This is a genomic window from Halobacillus salinarum (assembly GCF_022919095.1).
In the GTDB taxonomy this organism is placed as follows: Bacteria; Bacillota; Bacilli; order Bacillales; family Halobacillaceae; genus Halobacillus_B; species Halobacillus_B salinarum.
The window spans coordinates 99,398-119,889 of sequence record NZ_CP095073.1 but is presented as its reverse complement, the minus strand read 5'-3'; the positions used below and the strand labels follow the sequence as shown (position 1 = coordinate 119,889).

Here is a 20,492-nt window from a genome sequence, read left to right as displayed (position 1 = left end):
CCTTTGCACTTTTTACATGCAAAGGGTTTTTATTTTGGATAATCACAGTATTCGATGATCGTACCTTCAGTATCTGCGGGATTTAAATAGATGAGCCGTCTTCCATGCTTGTTCACGCGACGTGTGTCTTCCAGTGTCCGGATCCCTTTGCTCTCGAGCTCTTTTAAAGCTTCCTCTAAATCTTCAACGTGATACGCCACGTGATGGACACCTTTGCCTTTTTGTCTAATAAAACGTGCGATAGGGGAGGTGGTGTTGTTGGTCGGCATCAACAGTTCTGTACGTTCCCCTTTGATATCAATGATCGCGATTTCGCTTTCCACTCCTTTTGCTTCACTGCGATATCGGTCGATTAATGATCCACCCAGGACTTCGGTATAGAAATGGATGCTGTCTTCCAGGTTCCGGACAGCAATCCCGATGTGGTCCAATTTCTTTTCCACTGAAAACACTCCTTTCCTTCCTCCATTCTAGCATATGGCTATGAAATCTCTATTAGGTTGCCTCTTTATTGGTGTTCTAGATAGTAGTACAGGATGTTCTGCTTTCCATTCATACAATGATAGAAGGAGGTGAGGATCTATGGAAACGTTAGTAAGAGGACTAAAATTTGCAGTATTCACATCGGTCTTTGTTCCTGTATCCCTTGCAGCTGTAGCGGTTGCCGCAATTGTTACGCATACGGCTGTCATTCCTATCTTAATCGTACTAGCTTTCTTTTTTTTATTATGGCTGTTTCTCTATTATATTTTAGTTTCTCGACTAATTGATGAACTAGACGATCCAGCTTAGGGTTAAATTCCATCCATCCCTGACATCTCTTCAGGAAGCGTCGTTTTCGGTGCTTCCTGCTCTACATAAAAAAGAGACAGAAACCAAATGTGGTTCCTGTCTCAGCCTCGTGTTTTACACTAAACCAAATCCTCTCACCACTTGGGCGATGATGAAAGTGACAATGATGGCAATAGCGGTAGGAAGGGCAAAGGCTGTAAAAGTCCATTTTGCACTTTTCGTTTCTTTATAAATATTAATCATTGTCGTTCCACAAGGGTAATGAAGCAGTGAGAACAGCATCATATTTAATGCTGTGAGCCAAGTCCATCCGTGATCAAGGAAAATCTGCTTAAGCTCAGATAAGTTACTGACCTCGATCATCGATGTAGTTGAAAGATAACTCATTAACAGAATCGGCAGGACAATTTCATTTGCCGGCAAGCCGAGAATGAAAGCGAGCAGGATGTAACCATCAAGGCCGATAGCATGTGCGAACGGGTCCAGAAAACCCGCAGCATGGTTCAAAATACTAGCATCTCCTACGGTGATATTGGCAAGAATCCAGGTAAATAACGAAGCGGGGGCTGCGATTACGACGGCCCTTTTTAATACGAACCAGGATTTGTCTAATGTGGCTCTAACGATGGTATTCCATATTTTTGGCTTCCGGTAAGGAGGAAGCTCAAGCGTATAATGGGTCGGTACTCCTTTCAGCATTGTTTTGGAAAGTCCCCACGAGACGAATAAAGTCATGGCAACTCCGAACAAAACGATTCCTACGACTACAGCTGAAGTAATAAAAGTCTGCATACCTCCGGAATATCCGGCGGCCATAAACAGTCCGGCCAATAGAATGAGTAATGGCCAGCGCCCATTACATGGGACAAAGTTATTTGTGAGTACCGCAAGCATTCGTTCACGAGGCGATTCAACAATTCTGGTCGACATTACAGCTGCCGCATTACATCCAAAGCCCATGGCCATCGTTAAGGATTGTTTTCCGTGGGCGCCTGATTTTTTAAACAGGCGATCCATGTTGAACGCAACTCTTGGCAAATATCCAAAGTTCTCTAATAGAGCAAAAAGAGGGAAGAAAATCGCCATCGGCGGAAGCATAACGCTGACCACCCAGGAAGTTCCTCTGTACAAGCCTTCCACCAACAGTCCGTAAAGCCAGTCAGGAGAATGAGCCCAAGTAAACAATACGCTCAGCCATTCTTCTCCTTTAGCAAAGGCGGCAGCAATAAATGTCCCCGGGTAGTTGGCACCGGCAATTGTTAAATAAATGACGACCCCTAGCATTAAGAACATAATTGGAAAACCAAACGTTTTCGACGTTAAGATTTTGTCTAAATTTTCATCCATCCACGATATTTTTGTTTTGGTTGATGTAATCGAAGATTGGCAGATGCTCCGCGAAGACTGATAAATATTGGAGACGATATCATCACGTAAATCATCTTGCTCCAAAGAAGCGGCTTCCGCTGCAAGGTTATCTAATTGTTTCATTCGATCTAGAGCATCAAGCGCCATGACAGCATTCTCCTTCTTCTTTATTTGGGACAGCCACCGGGGCTTTCGTATTGTTCATGTAATCTTTTAGAGCCTTAATTAACTGAGTGTCCCCGTCCAGTAACCTTAGAGCCAGCCAGCGGCTTGGCATGATATCGCCGCAAAGCTCCTCTACTTTAGGAAGTAGTGCCTCAATTTTTTCTTCCAGCTCGTCATTATATTTTATTTGGTAAGGGGAAGTGCTGATTTTCCCGTCAATCATTTTATCCATTGTTTTTAATAATTGAATAATGCCGGTTTTTTCTCTTGCGGACATGAGGATGACAGGTACACCCAGCTTTTCAGAAAGGGAATTCTTGTCAATTTCAATCCCTTTTCGTCTTGCTTCATCAATAAGATTGACACAAACAATTACGGAGGAAGTCATCTCCAATACTTGCAAAGCGATATTTAAGTTTCTCTCTAAGGAAGTTGCATCAACGACAACTAAAGTAATCGCAGGCTTTTCAAAAATGATGTAATCTCTGGCTACTTCTTCATCCTCGGAGTTTGAATAAAGCGAATAAGTACCCGGTAAATCCACAATGTGGTAGTCATGATTTCCTGTGGTCAAGCTGCCTTCCGCGCGCATGACCGTCTTTCCCGGCCAGTTTCCTGTGTGCTGGTTCATGCCGGTTAATACGTTAAACAGGGTGCTCTTCCCTGTGTTAGGGTTCCCGGCTAGTGCTACTGTGTGTTTCATTGCTCATCATCCTCTCCATCTAGTAATTCAGCAAAGATCAGGGAGCTTTCTTCCGTTCTCAGGGCAATTTTCGTATGGCTGACCTGAAAAGCTACCGGATCTCCGAGCGGGCTTTTATCCACCATTTTAATGACTGCTCCAGGTACAAAGCCTAAATCAAGCAGGCGGCGGCGCATGACATCCTTTAATGCTATAGAAGTAATTTTCATTTGATCTCCAGGTTTAAATGTATTGATTGGAAGTGGACTTGTCATCTTTTCAACTCCTTTTTGTATTAGGGATAAAAAGTTTCCCTAAGGCAAAATTTACGGTAAAAAAATTTATATGCATTGCCGATATTCCACTATATTGATTATAACCGAAAATGTTTCCTCAATTCAACAAAAATATATAAGGGAAAAAATAAAAGTAATATTCAAGTTTTGGTTGACAATAAACAAAGAGTTGCATACCATAAATGTATATATGAGTATATGTGCATATAACTAATTTTGAACCGATGTAAGATAACTTTGGGGAGGATCATATGAAGGAATATAAAATTCAGGGGCTGTCCTGCGCCAACTGTGCAGCTGATATGGAAAGACAAGTTAGACAGCTGACCAATGGAGGAACGGCTGAATTAAAGTTTAATACCAGCAAGCTGGTCGTCCATGAAGATGTGAATCTTGATGAAGTGAAGAGTATATTAAAGGCAGATGGAGCGGCTTTAGTGGAAGATGATCACGACCACGATCATTCCCCTCGTGTCCCGTACATGGTAATCGTTTCTGCTATTCTGTTCGGCTGCACATTTTTTGTCCGGGATCTACTCCCATATTATGCGGTCATTCTTTTGTACGTGTCAGCGATGCTGATCAGTGGCTATTCTACATTTGTAAAAGGAGCCAAAAATTTATTCCGGTTTAAGTTCACTATAGAAACTTTAATGACTGTAGCACTCATTGGAGCAGTAGCAATTGGGGAATGGCGGGAAGCAACGATCGTAGCCATTCTGTTCGGCTTGAATGAATTTTTAGAAGGGATGGGAATGGAAAAAGCGAGGCATTCCATGGAAAAGCTTTTGCAAATTGCTCCAAAACAAGCCACTTTGCTCATGCCTGACGGGGAACATAGAGTGGTGGCAATTGATTCATTGAAGACAGGAGACATGGTTCTCGTAAAGGCAGGGGAGAAAATTCCCTCTGATGGGGTAGTGGTCAGTGGAGTCAGTTCCGTGAATGAAGCGGCGATCACAGGAGAATCGCTGCCTGTTGAAAAATTTACTGGCGATTCCCTATTTGGAGGAAGCCTGAATAATGAGGGGACATTGGAAGTCAAAATAACGAAAGCTTATAAGGATTCTTCTTTGGCCAGAATTCTCCACTTAGTGGAGGAAGCTCAAGAGACAAAGACACCAACGGAGTTATTCATCAATCGCTTTTCGAAATACTATACCCCATTCATTATGCTGGTCTCAATTATGGTGATGCTTCTTCCGCCACTTTTGTTTAATGGCGGATGGGAAGCGTGGCTTTATCAAGGCCTCGCAGTTTTAATAGTTGGATGTCCTTGCGCGTTGATTTTATCTTCTCCGATTGCGATTGTATCAGGAATTACAAAAAATGCCCGAAACGGAATACTCGTTAAAGGCGGCTCATTCCTTGAACTCTTAGGAAAAATCGACACCATTGCTTTCGATAAGACTGGGACACTTACCAAGGGAAAGCCGTCTGTACAAATGGCCAAAAGCTTTGATGACGATTTTTACCGAATCGCAGGTTCGATTGAAAAAAATTCCTCTCATCCTATTGCGAGAGCAGTTATGGAGCATGAATCAGTGGCTGCTGAACAGTTATTTGAAGCATCTGAGCTCAAAGCCATACCAGGAGAAGGGATAGAGGCTGTCATTGATGGAAAGTCCTACTGGATGGGGAATGAACGTCTGATTTCTCGTCTAGAGCTTGATGATAACCGCAAGGAGGATATTGATTCGTTAAAAAACGGGGGTTACACACTAGTCATAACCGCCTGTGAGGATAGGATAATGGGAATCTTTGGGGTGGCTGATGAAATCAGGGAAGAAAGCAGAGAGATGATTCATGAGCTTCAAAGAGCTGGGATTACTCAGACAGTCATGCTTACAGGCGATCATAAGAAGACGGCTGAAAAGATAGCTTCCAAAGTAGGCGTGTCCCGCGTTTATGCCGGCTTGTTACCAGAAGAAAAAGTGGAAAAAATAAACAAATTATCGAACCGTTCCAAAGTAGCCATGATCGGGGATGGAATTAATGATGCTCCTGCTCTGGCCGCTGCCCATTTAGGAATCGCGATGGGAAAAGGGACCGACAGCGCAATTGAAACAGCCGATATCGTTTTAATGCAGGATCATTTAGGCAAACTGCCAGCATCGGTTCGAATTGCAAAGAAAGTTAACCGGGTGATTAAACTGAATCTTACACTTGCTCTTGGGCTGAAGCTGGTCGCTTTATTCCTTACAATCCCTGGTCTCTTGACACTGTGGATCGCTATTTTAGCAGATATGGGGGCAACAGTACTCGTCACGTTATTGAGCCTTTCCGTATTGGTCGAGCGCAGAAAATCATCAGAACGTCCAGCAGCAAATAAACAGGCAGCTAGACAACTTGGATAAAAAGCTTGTAAGGGAACCTCCCTGCAGGCTTTTTCTATTTTATGGAATGGACATTTGATTAAAGGAATCATTTACCATGGCATCAAAAGTCTTATTTTAAAGATTTTTTAATTAAATACAAGGAAGTGAGGGAATTAACCGAGAATACAGTAATAAGGCAAATAGGGGGATAGGTATTTCCATTAAATTGGAAAACGGAACGTGGAATATTAATATCCCGATGGAAAAAGCTATAGCTGTACAAGTAAAACCATTTATAGAGTAGTCACTTCATGATGTCTAACTCCTATAAATGGATTTTTTAAAATATCCTACTACGACAACCACTTGCTCCTTGTTTTGTACATAGAAAAATAATGCAATCAAGAAAAAATAACAGAGTGAGGGATCTGCCATGATTATTCAATTTGATCAAGTGAAGAATTTAGTCGTTCAGCAAATATATGGACCTGTATCTCAACGTGTCTCTAAGCTATGTTTCCATTCTAAGCGATCTTGTGCTGGTGCTGTTTTTTTTAGTATGAAAGGTGAGCATGCGGATGGCCACCACTATATTGATGAGGCACTTGACCTGGGTGCTTCCGTAATTGTTGGATGTGAGGAACGGTTAATGGCAGACCTGCATAGAAGATTTCCACAACGTACGTTTATTTGCGTGGCAGATGTTCGTTCAGCGATGGCTTGCGTGGCCAAGCACTTTTTTGAAGATGCGGATGAAAGCTTGAAGACGGTAGGGGTAACCGGAACGAATGGAAAGACTACGGTAGCCGCTTATATCCGGTCTCTCTTAACGTTACTTGGTATGCGGACAGGTTCGATTGGGACGACTGGCATATGGTCTTCAAAAGAAAAGCTCGTTTATAAAAAATCGACGCCAACTACCCCTGAATCTTTGGATATTTATCAAATCCTTTGGGAATTTCGCTCTTTTGGGGATCAGGCTGCAGCGATGGAGGTTACGTCTATAGGAATGGATCAGCAGCGAGTGGAAGGGATTCAATTCGATGTGGCTGTCCATACAAATTTCTCAGAAGAACATTTGGAGTACCATCACACGATGGAACATTACAAAATGTCAAAAATGCGGCTGTTTGAACAAGCGGATACCGCTGTGGTCAATGTAGATGATCAAGGGATGGGGAAAGACCTGCTGCAGGCATTTTCGGGACCTGTGTGGACCTACAGCATTGAAGGACACCCAGAAGCAGACATTTGCGCTGAACAGATTCAGCAGAACGAAAATGGATCGGTATTTTATTTAACCGTTCTGGGGAAATCATTTTTTGTCAACGTTCCTGTGTACGGGACGTACAATGTGGCTAATGTGTTGTCTGCAATCGGGGCAGCGTTGCATTTGAATTTTTCTATTGAAGACATCGTTGACGTTCTGCCTAAGCTGGAAAGCCCCGTTGGCCGTTTTCAAATGATTCAAGGATCCGATAATCAAAAGATCATTCTAGATTATGCTCACACCCCTGTAGCTTTAAATCGCTTATTAGAGGAAGTGAAAAAGTTAAATTACGGAAGACTAATCGTCATGATTGCAGGTATTGGGATTCGTGATTTTAATAAAATGCCAAAAATGGCAGCCGCCATTGAAGGGAAAGCGGACACCGTTATTGTTACTGTTGACCATCCCGGGTTCCATGATCCTCAAACCATCGTAGACAAAGTATTGAGCGGATTCAAGGAGCCGGGAGCTCAAAATATATTTACCTCTCTGACACGAAAAGAAGGAGTGCTCCGCGCTCTTTCCCTTGCACGTCATAATGATCTGATCCTGCTTACGAGTGGATGTATCAATGAAGCCCAGCTCGTGAGAGGGAAAGAAATCCCTCATTCTGATGAGGAAATCATTAAGCAATTCTATAAGTCACGTCCTCAGTTAAAATCAGATTAACTGAACAACTACTCCCTATGTTTTTGATTATCCTTTTTGAAGGAAAGAGAAGCATTTTCAGGAGCTCATGGCTTATTAAGTTCAAGAATATATGTGCGAATAAGGAACGCCCTCCCTGTAACGGAAAGTCTTTAAAAGCACGTCAGGAATTTACGTAAATACCCGATAAAGCGTGCGTGTATATTCTTTAAAAAACAGAGGGATTTCTGCTTCGGATAAGTTATTGTCCATTTCCTTTGCAATCGACTCGTAATACCATCTTTGATGGTCTTTTCCAGCGTTAAAGTTTTCCCAGACATCATTTCCGATTCGCTTCAAATCTTCTTCAAGTGATAAGAGATTATCCAGTTTATCCGCAACAATTAAACATTTAACTTCTTTCGGTGCCGTACGCAGTGTATCAATAGTATGCTGTTTTCTTTCCTGCCATGACTTAGACTTATCTTCAGTGTGTGCTGACACTATACGGGCAACTTCTTGGCCGAATTCTCTGACAAGATCTTCAAGATTTACAGATGTATCTTCGACTACATCATGCAAATAGCCTGCACTAATCACCGCTTCACTGCAGCCTGCTTCAGACAGACGTTCTGCAACACGGATTGGGTGCACAATATAATCGGTATTTGAATTTTTTCTTGTTTGTCCGCGGTGGGCTTTCTCAGCGAAAGCTTTTGCCTTGTTAAGCATGATGAAACCTCCTGTATATTGATTTAAACAAACGTTTGATTTAACATGCAAAATAGTTGAAATTGCGCATGAGGCTTGCTTAAATATAATTTGATATTATATAATTAATAAGTTTAATAATAGCTTAACGCAAAAGGGGATACAATGTTTATGGAAACGATCCAATTGCCGTCGTCTGCTTCAAAGGGCATCGAGCCTGTCATTATGGTTATTGATTTTTTTGATGGCTTTCATATCGGCCACCAGCATTTGCTTGAAGAAGTAAAATCGGTTACCCATGAAAGAGAACGATTAGCTGTTTTAAGCATCGAACGACAATCCAAGTATGGAGAAGCTCTGACATCCCTGAAAGATAAAGAAAAATTGTTTATTGAAAGAGGCGTGGACCGCTATTATTATATCGAAGTTGATGAAAAGGAAGACATGCCTCTCCAGGATTTGATCACAAAACATTTGCAGTTGTTTAAAATCAAACAGATCTATATTTCTGAATCCTTTAACCCTTCTGAAGGCGGAGAATTTAGCATGGAGAAGTGGGGGAAGAGACTGCACGCTCCTATCAAGGCACTGCCAACGGTAACTTTACAAGGAAAAGAAGTAGATTCAGAGTCAATAAAACCACTGGTGAAACAAGGAAGGATGGAAGCGGTCCAAGCTATGCTTGGCCGTCCTTACGAGGTTTCAGGAGTTGTGGAAAAAGGAGAGCAGTTAGGCAGGAAACTAGGGTTCCCAACTCTGAATTTGGGAGGTATTGACGAGTATATTCAGGTGAAGCCTGGCGTTTACCTGGGTACTGTAGAGATCTCGTCAGGGTCCTGGTACTATACACTAATAAGTGCAGGATACCGCCCTACCGTTCAGGGGGACTCTTATAAAGTGGAAGCGTATCTTCTCGACTTTTCCGGGGATGTATATAATCAGGAGGTCACTGTCAAATTTCTCCGTCATTTAAGGGATGAAGTGAATTTTGACGGAATGGAAGACCTTGTCGATCAGATGAAACAGGATGAACATCAGGCTCGTACTTTACTTGGACTTTAGGAACAACTTAGAAAAGGAGAAATCAACGATGGGGTAGTTGTAGTAGAAGTTTGTGACAGCAACTTGATAAACGAATTGGATATCGAGACAATTATTGAATCTGAATACCCTGATGTTGCTGTCCTTCAAAACGAATGCCTGTCTTTTTGCGGACTCTGCGCTTTAAAACCGTATGCAATCGTAAATAATCAACGGATATTCGGTAAAACACCGGAAGAAGCGTTAGATAAAATTCGTGCAAAAATTGAAGAGGAATTGGCAATCTATGCAGATTAAAATGGGGGAGCAGGATGGGGTTTTTTGATTCGCTGTGGCATAGTCTGCAGCTTCCAAAAAAGAAAGCAATGTTTCATTTAAACCGAAAGGGAATGACGAGTACCATCGGGTATATCTTTATTTTGCTGTGTCTTCTTTTTTTACCCGACCTCATTTTGACTATACAGCATTTGAATGAGCAGCTTGAGACGAATGAGAGGGGCTTATATATGGCTCAGGTTTTCTTTTTTTACCCCATGTACCTCATCAGCATGATTTTGGTCGGAATATCGATTTTAGCTGGAGGCGCTCTGTTATTAAAAAAATTCCTGCATCGAAAGCTGATCTATCAGCAGCTGTGGAAAATGGTGGTATATGCAGCGACTATTCCTTTAATTATAAGCTCGATCTTAAAACACACACCTGTTCCGAACTGGATAAGCTTTCTCTTGTTCATCTCCATTTTGTTTTTCTATATGTACAAAATGATAAAAGCATACCCGCGTGCAAAGAAAGCTGCACCATAATAAAAGCTGCCCATATGGGCAGCTTTTCAGCTTATTTTTGACTGTTCTTTTGGTTTTTCATCGGTTCGGTTGGTCATCCTCAATGGGATTTCTCTTAAGAAAAGAAGGAGTACAAAAGCGCAGGCAAGGACGCATGTTCCAAATAAAAATGATCCGTCTAAAGCTGTACTTAACACGTTTCGCATCGTGCCAACGATCTCATTCAATACGGGCAGCATTTGGTCGGGCAGAGTCTCTTTAAACTGGGCAATTTTATCAGAATCCATAAGTACCTGCGGATCTTCAATCGCTGCAATATCCTTTATGCCAGCGGTCTGTTGAGCATGGTCAGCAGCGAGCGCAGTCATTTTATCCCGCATAATGATATTCATGATCGACCCCATAATGGAAACCCCGATTGTTCCTCCCGCCTGGCGGAAGAATTGAGAAGCTGACGTTGCTACACCTAAATACTTATGATCGACAGCATTCTGCACAGTTAAGGTAAGAACAGGGAATGTTAAACCAAGACCCAGCCCGACACAGATTAAGTTTCGGATGGCGCCAAGAAGTGTGGTATCAACATCCATTCGGGACATTAAAAACATTCCAAAGCCCATAATAATTAATCCTGCTAAAGCAAACACTTTATACTTTCCTGTTTTCGTAATTAACTGCCCGCCGATTGTACTCGTGATGACCATACTCAGCATCATCGACATCATCACAAAGCCGGTACGGGTAGCGGAAATTCCGAGTACCCCCTGCACGAAAAACGGCATATACATAATCGCCCCGAACATGCCCATGCCCATCAACAGTCCGCCAAGGTTGGAAATAGAAAAAATACTATTTTTAAATAAATGCAGAGGAATGATAGGGTTTTTGGCTTTTGTTTCAATAAAGATGAAGACAGCTAATGCCACAGCGGACCAGCTGAATAAACCAATGATCATTGCGGAATCCCAAGCGTACGTTTTTCCCGCCCATGAAAAAGCTAAGAGCAGCGGTACGATCGTTAAAGCAAGGACAACCGCACCTATAAAATCGACAGACGTTTTTTCAGCCGATTTTACGTTGGGAAACATCTTCCAAATCATCACAAAGGCTACGACACCAAATGGAAGGAATACCCAGAAAACCCAATTCCATTCCCACGTATCTACAATATAGCCCCGAGAGTCGGTCCAAAGACGCTTGCCAGACCGAAAACAGAACTCATTAATCCCTGCCAACGGCCGCGTTCACGAGGAGCAAATAAATCCCCGATGGCTGTAAAAGCTGTGGACATGATCATTCCACCGCCAAAACCTTGTAAACCTCGGTAAATAATTAATTGATAGATATTCACAGAGGTTCCTGATAAGAAAGACCCTAGAATGAAAATGCCGATTCCTGTAAGGATAAACGGTTTACGTCCGTAAGTATCGGATAGTTTACCTACGAGTATGGCAGTAATGCTTGTTGTAAGCATGTAGATTGTGAATACCCAGCTGAAGTAATCCATGCCTCCGATATCCGCAACAATAATCGGCAGGGCTGTTCCTACAATCGTCTGATTAAGCGCGGCAAACAGCATGGCAGCCATAATGGCGATCATTATTGTTACTTTTTGTTTGTGCTCTAGATGCTCCATCACACTTCTCCTTTGTATTAAAGACTTTTAAAAATACGAATTAGTTCCTTGATTTCTTCGTGAGACAGCTTGTTAAATCGTTCTTCCATATAAGCTTCCCGTCTTTTATCGAGGGAGTTGAAGATTTTTTCGCCTTCCTCGGTAAGCATAAAAACGACCACACGACGATCTTTTTCAGAACGGGTCCTGGTGAGAAGTCCTTTAGCTTCAAGGCGGTCCATGACAGAAGTAGCATGGCTGTTTGATACGTTTAAGAGGGTGGCAAGCCTCGTGACGTTTTGACAGTTATTTTCGTGAATGGCACGAAGAAAGCTGAATTCACTGCTCGTAAAACCATCCCCCAGCACTTCGTTCAATTCTTTTCGATAATCCCTGATAAAGGAACGCATACTCAGTTCCAGTTCAGCGATTAAGCTTTTTGTATCGTTTTCTAACACGATCATCTCTCCTTGAAAGTTCAATCACTATATGAATATTAAACCAGGTTAAATATTTAATCAATAAATATTTCAAAAGTTAACAATACAAAAATATTCGAAATCTTAAGGGAAAACGCATTAGAATAGGAGAATAAAGGGAAAGCCCCTTTGAAAAGCGAATATAATCAGGTAAAACAATAAAAAGGTGGTTTATGTTTATGGCGAAGGCTTTAGTAATGCAATCAGACTTTGGCATCAGTGACGGAGCTGTAAGCGCGATGCATGGAGTAGCTCATTCTGTTGAAGCAGGGCTTTCCATTTTTGACCTGACTCACGATATTCCTCCTTTTAAAATCTGGGACGCCTCTTACCGGTTATGGCAGACCATGAAGTACTGGAAAGAAGGAACCGTTTTTGTTTCTGTCATTGACCCTGGAGTAGGGTCGACCAGAAGGAGTCTAGGAGTGAAAACCGCATCGGGGCACTACATCATTACTCCTGATAATGGGAGTCTCACCCATATCAGCCGGACAACAGGAATTGTGGAGGCTAGAGAAATTGATGAGTCGACGAACCGCCTGCCAAAATCAGGGGAATCTTATACCTTTCACGGGCGGGATATTTATGCCTATACCGGGGCAAGACTTGCCGCTGGGGCCATTTCCTTTGAACAAGTCGGGCCGAAAGTCGATGTCTCTTCGTTAGTAGAATTGAACGTAAAAGAATCGCGGATAGACGGGAGTCAAGCGGAGGGAATCATTGATATATTGGATATTCGTTTCGGTAATTTATGGACGAACATCCAAAGGGAGATGTTTAAAGAGCTGGATATAAGTTTTGGAGATGCACTTGAAGTCACGATTAGACATGACGGAAGAACGGTTTACCAAAATGATATGACTTTTGGACGTTCCTTTGCGGATACCCATATGGGGGAGCCGCTTGTGTATATTAATTCCCTGGATAACCTGGCTGTTGCGATCAATCAGGGTTCGTTTGCGAATGCTTATGGAATCGGTACCGGCTCGAATTGGGAGATAACCTTTCGCAAGGTTAAGGACTGACCCTGCGAAAGCAAAATAGAAGAATTCCAAATTTTCCTATGCTAAACTTACCATGTAAACCTTTAATAGAAAGGAAGAGTTCACATGGAATTCATGACGCTACATAATGGCGTGCAAATGCCTCAGCTAGGCTTTGGTGTTTGGCAGGTAAAGGAAAATGAAGCAGTCCCTGCTGTAACAAAAGCGATTGAAGTTGGCTATCGTTCTATTGACACAGCAGCTATTTATGGAAATGAACGTCAAGTAGGGGAAGCGATTCAAAAGAGCGGTCTCCCACGGGAAGAGCTTTTCATAACTACGAAAGTCTGGAACGCAGACCAGGGGTATGAAAACACGTTAAAAGCCATGGACGAAAGCTTGGAAAAACTTGGACTTGATTATGTGGACTTGTACTTGATTCACTGGCCGACCCCGGAATTCGATCAATATGTAGAAACGTATAAAGCATTAGAGCAGCTGCAGAAGGATGGCAAGACGAAAGCAATCGGCGTCTGTAACTTCGATCAGGAGCATCTGCAGCGTCTTTTAAACGAATGTGATGTGAAACCAGCGGTAAACCAAGTGGAGTGTCATCCATACCTTGCCCAGCACGAACTGAAAGAATTCTGCCGGGAGCAAGGCATTCTCATTGAAGCATGGAGCCCGCTGATGCAGGGTGGCGAAGTCCTGAAGGATGACGTCATACAATCTATTGCTGAGAAATACGGCAAAACGGGAGCACAAGTTGTCATCCGCTGGCACCTGCAAAGCGGATCAGTCGTCATTCCTAAATCTGTGACTCCACACAGAATTGAAGAAAATTTCGATGTGTTTGATTTTGAACTGAATACAGAAGAGATGAATCAGATTAACAGTCTTGACCGCGGTGAAAGAAAAGGTCCGAAGCCTGCTGAAATGAATCATCGATAATCTAAAAAGACGCCTCCATAGGCGTCTTTTAAACTGCCTGAATGTTCAACAGGCAGTCTTTTTTTATGGGGACAAGAAAATTTACATATGGCACATCGAGGCAAATACTTAAGAAACAACTGGGGAAAATAATGAAACAGCTGAGCTGTAAAGGAGCGGTATCGATGAAAATTAGAATAGGATATGTGGCTCACGCTTTGTCTCTTTTTGAAGCAACACCGGCAAAGACAATCACCTTTACCCGGTATCAAAAGCTTGATGTCTCTTCACGCGAAAATGAACTTCAAAGGATCACGAAAGCTAATCTTGAGCATACCAAGCGTGCGCTGCATTACAATATTGCCCATGAAATAGAGGTGTACCGTTTTTCTTCATCGCTGATTCCGCTTGCGACACATAAGGAAGTGGAATGGGATTATCTTACTCCTTTTAAAAAAGAGTACGAAGAGATAGGGGAACTTGTAAGGGGGCATAATATGAGAACAAGCTTCCACCCGAACCAGTTTACATTATTTACGAGTGATAAACCGCATGTAACGGCAAATGCCATAGAGGATATGGACTATCATTACGCTTTGCTTAAGGCCATGGGCCTGGAAAAGGAGACTCATCTTAATCTTCACGTCGGCGGTGCCTATGGCAATAAACAGGCAGCTATCGAACGGTTTCACACCAATATAAAAAAGCTGCCGCTTCCCATTAAGAAACAACTGACTTTAGAAAATGATGATAAAACTTATACGACTGAGGAAACGTTAGGCGTTTGTGAGAAAGAGTCTGTGCCTATGATGTTTGATTATCACCATTTTGTTGCCAACCATAGCGAAGAAGAGACATTGAGAGAACTACTCCCACGCTTTTTTGAAACGTGGAAAGGGAACCCGTTTCCGCCGAAGATTCATATTTCATCTCCTAGAACACTACAGCATTTCAGACGACATGCCGATTATATCGATCTTTCCTTCATAAAGCCTCTCATTTCAGAATTGAAGGCATTAAATCAAGATGTTGATTTTATGATTGAAGCCAAGGAAAAAGATAAAGCGTTGTTAAAATTCGCAGCTGATTTTGCTGGATTGAGAGAGGTTAATCGTATTTCAGGGGCAGCGGTTGAACTTTAAATGTTCACTTGTTGCTGATACTCCTGTTCCAGAAGTCTGAATATCAAAGAATCCCGCCATCCCGATTAAACCTTGAGTCATGATAGCGTAAGCATACCTGGTCCTAGGAACCTCAAGAGCAGCTTTTACAGCTTCTTGAATAAACGCTTCGGTTTCCTCTTCGGAGTTAGGACCCCATGGCTGATATCGACTTACTTTTTCTAAAGAAGCATAGTTGTGAACGCTCCTCCAATCTTGTTCTTTTACCTCTCTTAAATAGATTTCCATAGTTCCTTATACCTCCTAAGTCCATATCTTCATATAGAAGTATAATAGCATATTTCCAGTGTGCACACCTGAGGCTTTATGTGATTAATTGAGCAATTGGTAATGTTGGAAATAATTAATAGTGAAATAGTCGTAAGCCTGTGATAGGTTGTAGGGGATGAATTTTAAAGGAGGTAGATTATGCTTAAACGATTTTTGATTGCATCCTTAGCTATTATATGCTCATTTACTTTCTCATCGCAGGTCAACGCAGCCAGCAATCAAACGCACACCGTGCAAAAAGGAGAATCGCTGTATAAGGTTGGGAAACAATACGGCATTTCTGCTCAGCAATTAAAAGCAATGAATCATTTAAATAAATCAATGATTTATCCTGGGCAGACCCTTAAGCTCCCGGTTATGTTAAATGCTTCTGAAAAGAATCTATTAGCAAGATTGGTAGAGGCAGAAGCTAAAGGAGAAAGTTATGCGGGTAAGGTAGCTGTTGCAACTGTTGTATTAAACCGCGTGGAAAGTGATGAGTTTCCTGATTCTCTTCGAGGTGTTGTTTATGACGGAACTCAGTTTTCCCCTGTATTAAATGGAACAATTCATCAAGCAGCGAGCCGGGAATCTAAGCGGGCTGTAAATGAAGCGCTTGGTTATCAAGGCTATGACCGCGAATCCTTATTTTTCTATAATCCAGGGAAAGCGTCCAGTGATTATTTGAGCAGTCGAGAAGTAACAACTGTTATTGGCAACCACGTATTTATGAGATAGAAAAAAAGCAAGCACCGTACGAAGGTGCTTGCTTTTTACGTTTCACGGTGAAAAGGGTGAAGCAGACGGCTGAGCACCTTTAATACTTGAAAATGAGGGTTTGTTATTATCTTTCCTACTCTTTCAGATTGCAGGCTTTTCACGACACGGTCAAGCTGGTCATTCGACAGCTTCTCAATGGCCCTTCGAAGCGTTAACGAATCGTGGTATTTTTGGTAAAGCTTCTTCGTTTGTTTCTGATAATCAGAGATCCCGCATAAGTCTTCGGCAGCATAGATTCCTGTGAGCAAAGCAGAGAATTCACCGAATCCGATAAATGGGGAGATACAGCCAAAGCAATTGCCAGTAAACAAGGTGTTGCCAATCCTGGGGTAGGCTGTTTTTCCAATCATAAAGTCTTCGACTGAATGTTTATTTACAATGGTAATTGATTGGTTTAAAGTTTTTTCAACTACCGGGATTAATAAGTTCCAAAGCTTGTCTTTATCAAGAGTCAGGTTTTTTGGCGTCTGCGGATAAACTAAAAATAAACTTGCTTCGTTTTCAGAATGGGGGAGAATATAAGCCATTCCTTTAGGTGCAATAGCATTATTAAACCAAGCATGCATTTCATTGCGTTTGAACGCACCTTCGATTTTTGCCCCGAGCAGAGTGGCATGATAAGCGGTATCAAAAGGCTGCATTTTCTTTGTATCCAAAGGATCCCCGGTCGCCATAATGATATGCGTGTATTCTTTTGCCATGTCTTCTAAGCTGGCTTTGTGATGAAAAGTAATGGGAGACTTTAATTGTTCTGCCAACTGTTGATCGTAAGACTGTGGATGTTTGCCTCGCATGTTAATAAACCCAAGGTTTCCTTCTAAGGTGGCGGATTCATTGGGGGAGTGAATATGTATTTTATACAGGTTACTGGTCGGACGTAATTCCAGTCCGTAGGTTTCTGATAAAAATCGTATATAGTCAACGATAGGAGGATGAAAAATCGAACAAATTCCTTCTGCAAAGACCGTCCGATCCCCGACCATGCCCCTTCTTTCAAATATATCGGCCTGATAACCATGTTTCTCAAGCGTCACGGCGCAGGCAAGGCCGGATAATCCGGCACCCATAATAGCAATTTTCACATCCATCCCTCCAATAGTTCTAGGGTCTGCCGAACAGCAGGGAATATACAGCCATAGGAAGAAAAAATGATGGAGTAACTAAAAAGCTTGTAGAGAAACCATCGGTTTCTCCACAAGCTATCTTGAGGGTGCGTCTTATTTAACTGGCGTCTTCCTCTTGGAAGAGCCTGACTTTTTTATCTTTCGTCGTTTTCTTATAGACCCGGTTCACATAATCGTCCGTCAAGTCTGCAATTTCATTATGAAGAAACAGCAGAGGAATAATGTTGGCGAGCAGAACAAATGCAAGCAATAAATCGAGGAACTGCCACACGAATTGCAGGCCGCCGATCGCGCCGATGAAAACTGAGACGATATAAACTAACCTCATCGCTCTGGCCGCATTTAAGTTGAACAAATATTCCGCTTGCTTTTCTCCGTAAAACACAAGCACACCAATGGTAGTAATGACAAAAAAGATTAAGAAGATACTCACGAAGCCTCCGCCGAATGTATCACCAAACTCGCTGGCAAAAGCGACATTGATCATATTGGAAGCATTCTCAACCCCGACCTGTTTCCACGCTCCGGTTACAAGTACTGCTAATCCGGAGATCGTACAGATCACGATCGTATCTACAAAGACGCTGAAGATTCCCCAAAGTGCCTGTTTGGAAGGATGATCGGTTTTGGCTGCTGAGTGAGCAATGGGAGCGGTACCTAAGCCAGCTTCATTGGAATAAAGCCCGCGTGCGACCCCCCAGCGGATAGCTTGGGCAATCCCTGCACCTGCAAATCCGCCGGCTGCTGAAATCGGTGTGAAAGCATGGCTGAAAACGAGTCCTAATACGCGAGGAAGCTCTCCCGCATTTGCAAGAATAACGTACAGCGCAACAGCAACGTAGGCTAATACCATAAATGGCACCATTTTATCAGTGACTTTACCAATCCGCTCGATGCCTCCGAATACAACAACAGCTATCGCTAGACACATGACGATTCCTGTGATGGAAACCGACCAGCCGAATGCTCCTTCCGTCTGAGTGGCGATCGAGTTCGACTGAACCATCGTACTTGGAATTAACTCGATCATAAGAAAAAAAGCAAATGCAGAAGATACCCATTTCCAGCCTAACGCTTTTTTGATGTAATATTGTGGACCGCCCACCCAAATGTTCTTTTCATTTGTTTCCCGGTATTTCATACCGAGCAGGATTTCTGCATACTTCGTGGCCATACCAATAACAGCTACGACCCACATCCAAAATAAGGCGCCAGGACCTCCAAGAGCGATGGCGACGGGTACGCCGACAATATTTGTGGCACCTGCGGTAGAGGCGAGTGCAGAGGTGAAAGCTTGAAAGGGGGTGATAGTTCCCGTCTGTTTGTTTTTCTTAAAGATTTGTCCGATCGTCTGGTGAAGCACATGGCCGAAGAAACGAAATTGAAAAAATTTGATACGGAACGTTAAAAAAATTCCGCCGGCAATAAGTAAGATTGATAATAAGTACTTCCATAAGAAATTAGATATACCGGTGATCCCCGATTCTATCATGCTCCATAATTCCATTGAAGAACTCCTCTCGATGTATTTTTATCCTTATATTCCCTAATTTGTTTTGATTAAACAAAAAATTCAGGCAATTTATGTGTGCCTGCGACCGGTTTTAGCTATCATGGAAGTATAGTTTTATGATGGAGGAGGATGTCGATGTTTATCAGCCAAAGTCAATTTCACGAGCATGATATGAGTAAACTCATAAAAGGGGCTGTTGTCCCCCGCCCTATTGCATGGGTGTCTTCGGTAAATGACAGTGGGGTTCGGAACCTGGCACCATTCAGTTTTTTTACCGTGGCTTCCATGGATCCCATCACTCTTTGTTTTTCTATCGGCAGCATAAAAAAAGACAAAGATACCCTTATAAATATAAGGGAGACGAAGCAATTTGCTGTTAACATTGTTTCTGAACACTTGGCGAATCAAATGTATGTAAGCAGTAAAGCTTATGAACCTCATGAGGATGAATTTACCATTGCCGACACATTAGAGGAGCAGTGCCGGCTGGTGAACGCACCGCTTGTAGCTGAAGCACCGGTGACGATGGAATGTCAGCTTGACAAAATCATAGAGATTGGCTCGAATAACCTTGTATTAGGAAAAGTAGTAGGGTACCACATTAAAGAAGAGGTCTATGAGGAAAAGGACAAGGTTAACCCTCATAAGCTTGCCCCAGTCGGAAGAATGGCAGGGGATTACAGTTATATTAAAGAGTTTTATACACTGCCAAACCCGGATCTTCCAGAATAATAGAAAGCATCCAAGCCTCGTTATCAGCTTGGATGCTTTTTTACCGTTCGATTCTTGGACTGGTGGGGTCACAGGCGGGATATTCACCTTGAGTGGTTTCGGCCAGCTTGTATAAATAATAGCATTCTTCCCGGGCCATATGGTCAGCCATTAACACTGAGAATGTGCCGAGTATCTCTGCGGTAAGCTCCATTTCCTCCAGCTCCCTCAAAAAGGTTTTGAAAATCTTCATTTCTACCTTGACCTCTTTATTAAATCGTCTTAATGCTGGAAAAGACTGCTGATTCGTTCGTAAGTAGCCATTAAGCTCGACGGCCTTTAAGTAAAACTGGGTGAACTGTTCTTCAAACATGCGGCTTTTCTTTAACAGCCGCTTTTCGACTCCATCGAGCTCATCGTTAATGGCCCCGGCATGTCCTACCGCATCCATCAGCCACAGCATATGGTGGTGAAGTTCATGAAACAAAGGCGGAATGTCGCCTTTTTTCAAATAACTGAGCACGAGTAAGTATTCTTCCAATTCATTCACCATGTGGTTTAAAAAAGTAGGGCTCAAATGAATACTAATTTCCCCGAATAAACTTTTTTCAAGTAACACAAGTGTGTACTTATGGAATGTTCTTGCGACAGGGTCCACTTCAGATGTGAAAGCCTGGAAGTCAGTCACATCTTTATTCCTCGCCACCTGTAAATAAGAATCCCACGTTTCAATATAGTCCTTACTAATCCTGAGCGCTTCTGTTTCTTCAGGGTATAAGGCATCATGGATAAAACGCGCATGGTCACCTAATATTTGCAGCCAGAATAAATGTTCAAATGCCGCTGTAGCTTCATAATTCTTCAATCGGGACGCC

At 42.5% G+C, this 20,492-nt stretch carries 21 protein-coding genes and 1 pseudogene; 11 read left to right on the top strand and 11 right to left on the bottom strand.

The window, feature by feature from the left end; all coding sequences use genetic code 11:
- Nucleotides 1-29 precede the first annotated feature (29 nt).
- On the bottom strand, nt 30-443 hold the full coding sequence (locus tag MUN89_RS00595) for a VOC family protein (RefSeq protein ID WP_244710562.1): 414 nt from the start codon (nt 441-443) through the stop codon (nt 30-32).
- Between the two features lie 139 nt (nt 444-582).
- Here MUN89_RS00595 and MUN89_RS00590 point away from each other — a divergent pair, with 139 nt between their 5' ends.
- Nucleotides 583-792, top strand: coding sequence for a hypothetical protein (locus MUN89_RS00590; protein WP_244710560.1), 210 nt, complete (start codon nt 583-585; stop codon nt 790-792).
- A gap of 114 nt (nt 793-906) precedes the next feature.
- On the opposite strand, the gene MUN89_RS00585 is transcribed toward MUN89_RS00590, so the two are convergent.
- The 3 genes from MUN89_RS00585 to MUN89_RS00575 are packed head-to-tail and all read right to left on the bottom strand — an operon-like array spanning nt 907 to nt 3,282.
- A complete protein-coding gene (locus tag MUN89_RS00585; protein WP_244710558.1) occupies nt 907-2,283 on the bottom strand; it encodes a nucleoside recognition domain-containing protein in 1,377 nt (458 codons plus the stop codon).
- 13 nt (nt 2,284-2,296) lie between these two features.
- On the bottom strand, nt 2,297-3,028 hold the full coding sequence (locus MUN89_RS00580) for a FeoB small GTPase domain-containing protein (RefSeq protein ID WP_244710556.1): 732 nt from the start codon (nt 3,026-3,028) through the stop codon (nt 2,297-2,299).
- Nucleotides 3,025-3,282, bottom strand: coding sequence for a FeoA family protein (locus tag MUN89_RS00575; protein WP_244710554.1), 258 nt, complete (start codon nt 3,280-3,282; stop codon nt 3,025-3,027). Before MUN89_RS00575 ends, MUN89_RS00580 begins: the two co-directional genes overlap by 4 nt.
- Nucleotides 3,283-3,554: 272 nt before the next feature.
- Here MUN89_RS00575 and MUN89_RS00570 point away from each other — a divergent pair, with 272 nt between their 5' ends.
- Nucleotides 3,555-5,660, top strand: coding sequence for a heavy metal translocating P-type ATPase (locus MUN89_RS00570; protein ID WP_244710552.1), 2,106 nt, complete (start codon nt 3,555-3,557; stop codon nt 5,658-5,660).
- 394 nt (nt 5,661-6,054) lie between these two features.
- A complete protein-coding gene (locus MUN89_RS00565; protein WP_244710550.1) occupies nt 6,055-7,560 on the top strand; it encodes a UDP-N-acetylmuramoyl-L-alanyl-D-glutamate--2,6-diaminopimelate ligase in 1,506 nt (501 codons plus the stop codon).
- A 150-nt stretch (nt 7,561-7,710) separates the two neighbouring features.
- Here the strand turns inward: MUN89_RS00565 and MUN89_RS00560 are convergent, their stop codons facing one another.
- The gene (locus MUN89_RS00560; protein ID WP_244710548.1) at nt 7,711-8,250 is read right to left on the bottom strand and encodes an HD domain-containing protein; all 540 of its coding nucleotides are present in this window, start codon (nt 8,248-8,250) and stop codon (nt 7,711-7,713) included.
- 150 nt (nt 8,251-8,400) lie between these two features.
- Here MUN89_RS00560 and MUN89_RS00555 point away from each other — a divergent pair, with 150 nt between their 5' ends.
- From MUN89_RS00555 to MUN89_RS00545, 3 genes are read left to right on the top strand one after another with little or no spacing between them, the layout of a single operon-like run.
- A complete protein-coding gene (locus MUN89_RS00555; RefSeq protein ID WP_244710546.1) occupies nt 8,401-9,291 on the top strand; it encodes a riboflavin kinase in 891 nt (296 codons plus the stop codon).
- A 21-nt stretch (nt 9,292-9,312) separates the two neighbouring features.
- On the top strand, nt 9,313-9,567 hold the full coding sequence (locus MUN89_RS00550; RefSeq protein WP_244713511.1) for a YuzB family protein: 255 nt from the start codon (nt 9,313-9,315) through the stop codon (nt 9,565-9,567).
- Nucleotides 9,568-9,581: 14 nt separating this feature from the next.
- Nucleotides 9,582-10,073 carry a DUF1189 family protein gene (locus MUN89_RS00545; RefSeq protein ID WP_244710544.1) on the top strand — a complete coding sequence of 164 codons (492 nt, stop codon included), beginning with the start codon at nt 9,582-9,584 and terminating at the stop codon, nt 10,071-10,073.
- Between the two features lie 26 nt (nt 10,074-10,099).
- Here MUN89_RS00545 and MUN89_RS00540 read toward each other — a convergent pair.
- Both MUN89_RS00540 and MUN89_RS00535 read right to left on the bottom strand, forming a co-directional pair.
- A pseudogene (locus tag MUN89_RS00540) lies at nt 10,100-11,631 on the bottom strand (MDR family MFS transporter).
- A gap of 74 nt (nt 11,632-11,705) precedes the next feature.
- Nucleotides 11,706-12,125 (bottom strand): MarR family winged helix-turn-helix transcriptional regulator, encoded by a 420-nt coding sequence (locus MUN89_RS00535; protein WP_244710542.1) that lies wholly within the window; start codon nt 12,123-12,125, stop codon nt 11,706-11,708.
- 200 nt (nt 12,126-12,325) lie between these two features.
- On the opposite strand from MUN89_RS00535, the gene MUN89_RS00530 reads away from it, so the two are divergent.
- The 3 genes from MUN89_RS00530 (at nt 12,326) to uvsE (ending at nt 15,201) form a co-directional block, all read left to right on the top strand.
- The gene (locus MUN89_RS00530) at nt 12,326-13,171 is read left to right on the top strand and encodes an SAM hydrolase/SAM-dependent halogenase family protein (protein WP_244710540.1); all 846 of its coding nucleotides are present in this window, start codon (nt 12,326-12,328) and stop codon (nt 13,169-13,171) included.
- An 84-nt stretch (nt 13,172-13,255) separates the two neighbouring features.
- Nucleotides 13,256-14,080, top strand: coding sequence for an aldo/keto reductase (locus MUN89_RS00525; RefSeq protein WP_244710539.1), 825 nt, complete (start codon nt 13,256-13,258; stop codon nt 14,078-14,080).
- Nucleotides 14,081-14,244: 164 nt separating this feature from the next.
- Nucleotides 14,245-15,201 carry a UV DNA damage repair endonuclease UvsE gene (gene uvsE / locus MUN89_RS00520; RefSeq protein WP_244710537.1) on the top strand — a complete coding sequence of 319 codons (957 nt, stop codon included), beginning with the start codon at nt 14,245-14,247 and terminating at the stop codon, nt 15,199-15,201.
- Here the strand turns inward: uvsE and MUN89_RS00515 are convergent.
- Nucleotides 15,178-15,468: a GNAT family N-acetyltransferase gene (locus tag MUN89_RS00515; RefSeq protein WP_244710535.1), complete on the bottom strand. Its 291-nt coding sequence runs from the start codon at nt 15,466-15,468 to the stop codon at nt 15,178-15,180. The two genes, uvsE and MUN89_RS00515, sit on opposite strands and share 24 nt — an antisense overlap.
- A gap of 180 nt (nt 15,469-15,648) precedes the next feature.
- On the opposite strand from MUN89_RS00515, the gene MUN89_RS00510 reads away from it, so the two are divergent.
- Nucleotides 15,649-16,227, top strand: coding sequence for a cell wall hydrolase (locus MUN89_RS00510; RefSeq protein ID WP_244710533.1), 579 nt, complete (start codon nt 15,649-15,651; stop codon nt 16,225-16,227).
- A 35-nt stretch (nt 16,228-16,262) separates the two neighbouring features.
- Here the strand turns inward: MUN89_RS00510 and MUN89_RS00505 are convergent, their stop codons facing one another.
- Both MUN89_RS00505 and MUN89_RS00500 read right to left on the bottom strand, forming a co-directional pair.
- Nucleotides 16,263-17,351 (bottom strand): NAD(P)/FAD-dependent oxidoreductase, encoded by a 1,089-nt coding sequence (locus MUN89_RS00505; protein ID WP_244710531.1) that lies wholly within the window; start codon nt 17,349-17,351, stop codon nt 16,263-16,265.
- Nucleotides 17,352-17,490: 139 nt separating this feature from the next.
- Nucleotides 17,491-18,900 (bottom strand): alanine/glycine:cation symporter family protein, encoded by a 1,410-nt coding sequence (locus MUN89_RS00500; protein ID WP_244710530.1) that lies wholly within the window; start codon nt 18,898-18,900, stop codon nt 17,491-17,493.
- A gap of 141 nt (nt 18,901-19,041) precedes the next feature.
- Between MUN89_RS00500 and MUN89_RS00495 the strand changes: the two genes are divergently transcribed.
- Nucleotides 19,042-19,638: a flavin reductase family protein gene (locus MUN89_RS00495; RefSeq protein ID WP_244710528.1), complete on the top strand. Its 597-nt coding sequence runs from the start codon at nt 19,042-19,044 to the stop codon at nt 19,636-19,638.
- A 40-nt stretch (nt 19,639-19,678) separates the two neighbouring features.
- Here MUN89_RS00495 and MUN89_RS00490 read toward each other — a convergent pair whose 3' ends face one another.
- Nucleotides 19,679-20,482, bottom strand: a complete 804-nt coding sequence (locus MUN89_RS00490) for a DUF2935 domain-containing protein (RefSeq protein WP_244710526.1) — start codon at nt 20,480-20,482, stop codon at nt 19,679-19,681.
- Nucleotides 20,483-20,492 lie beyond the last annotated feature (10 nt).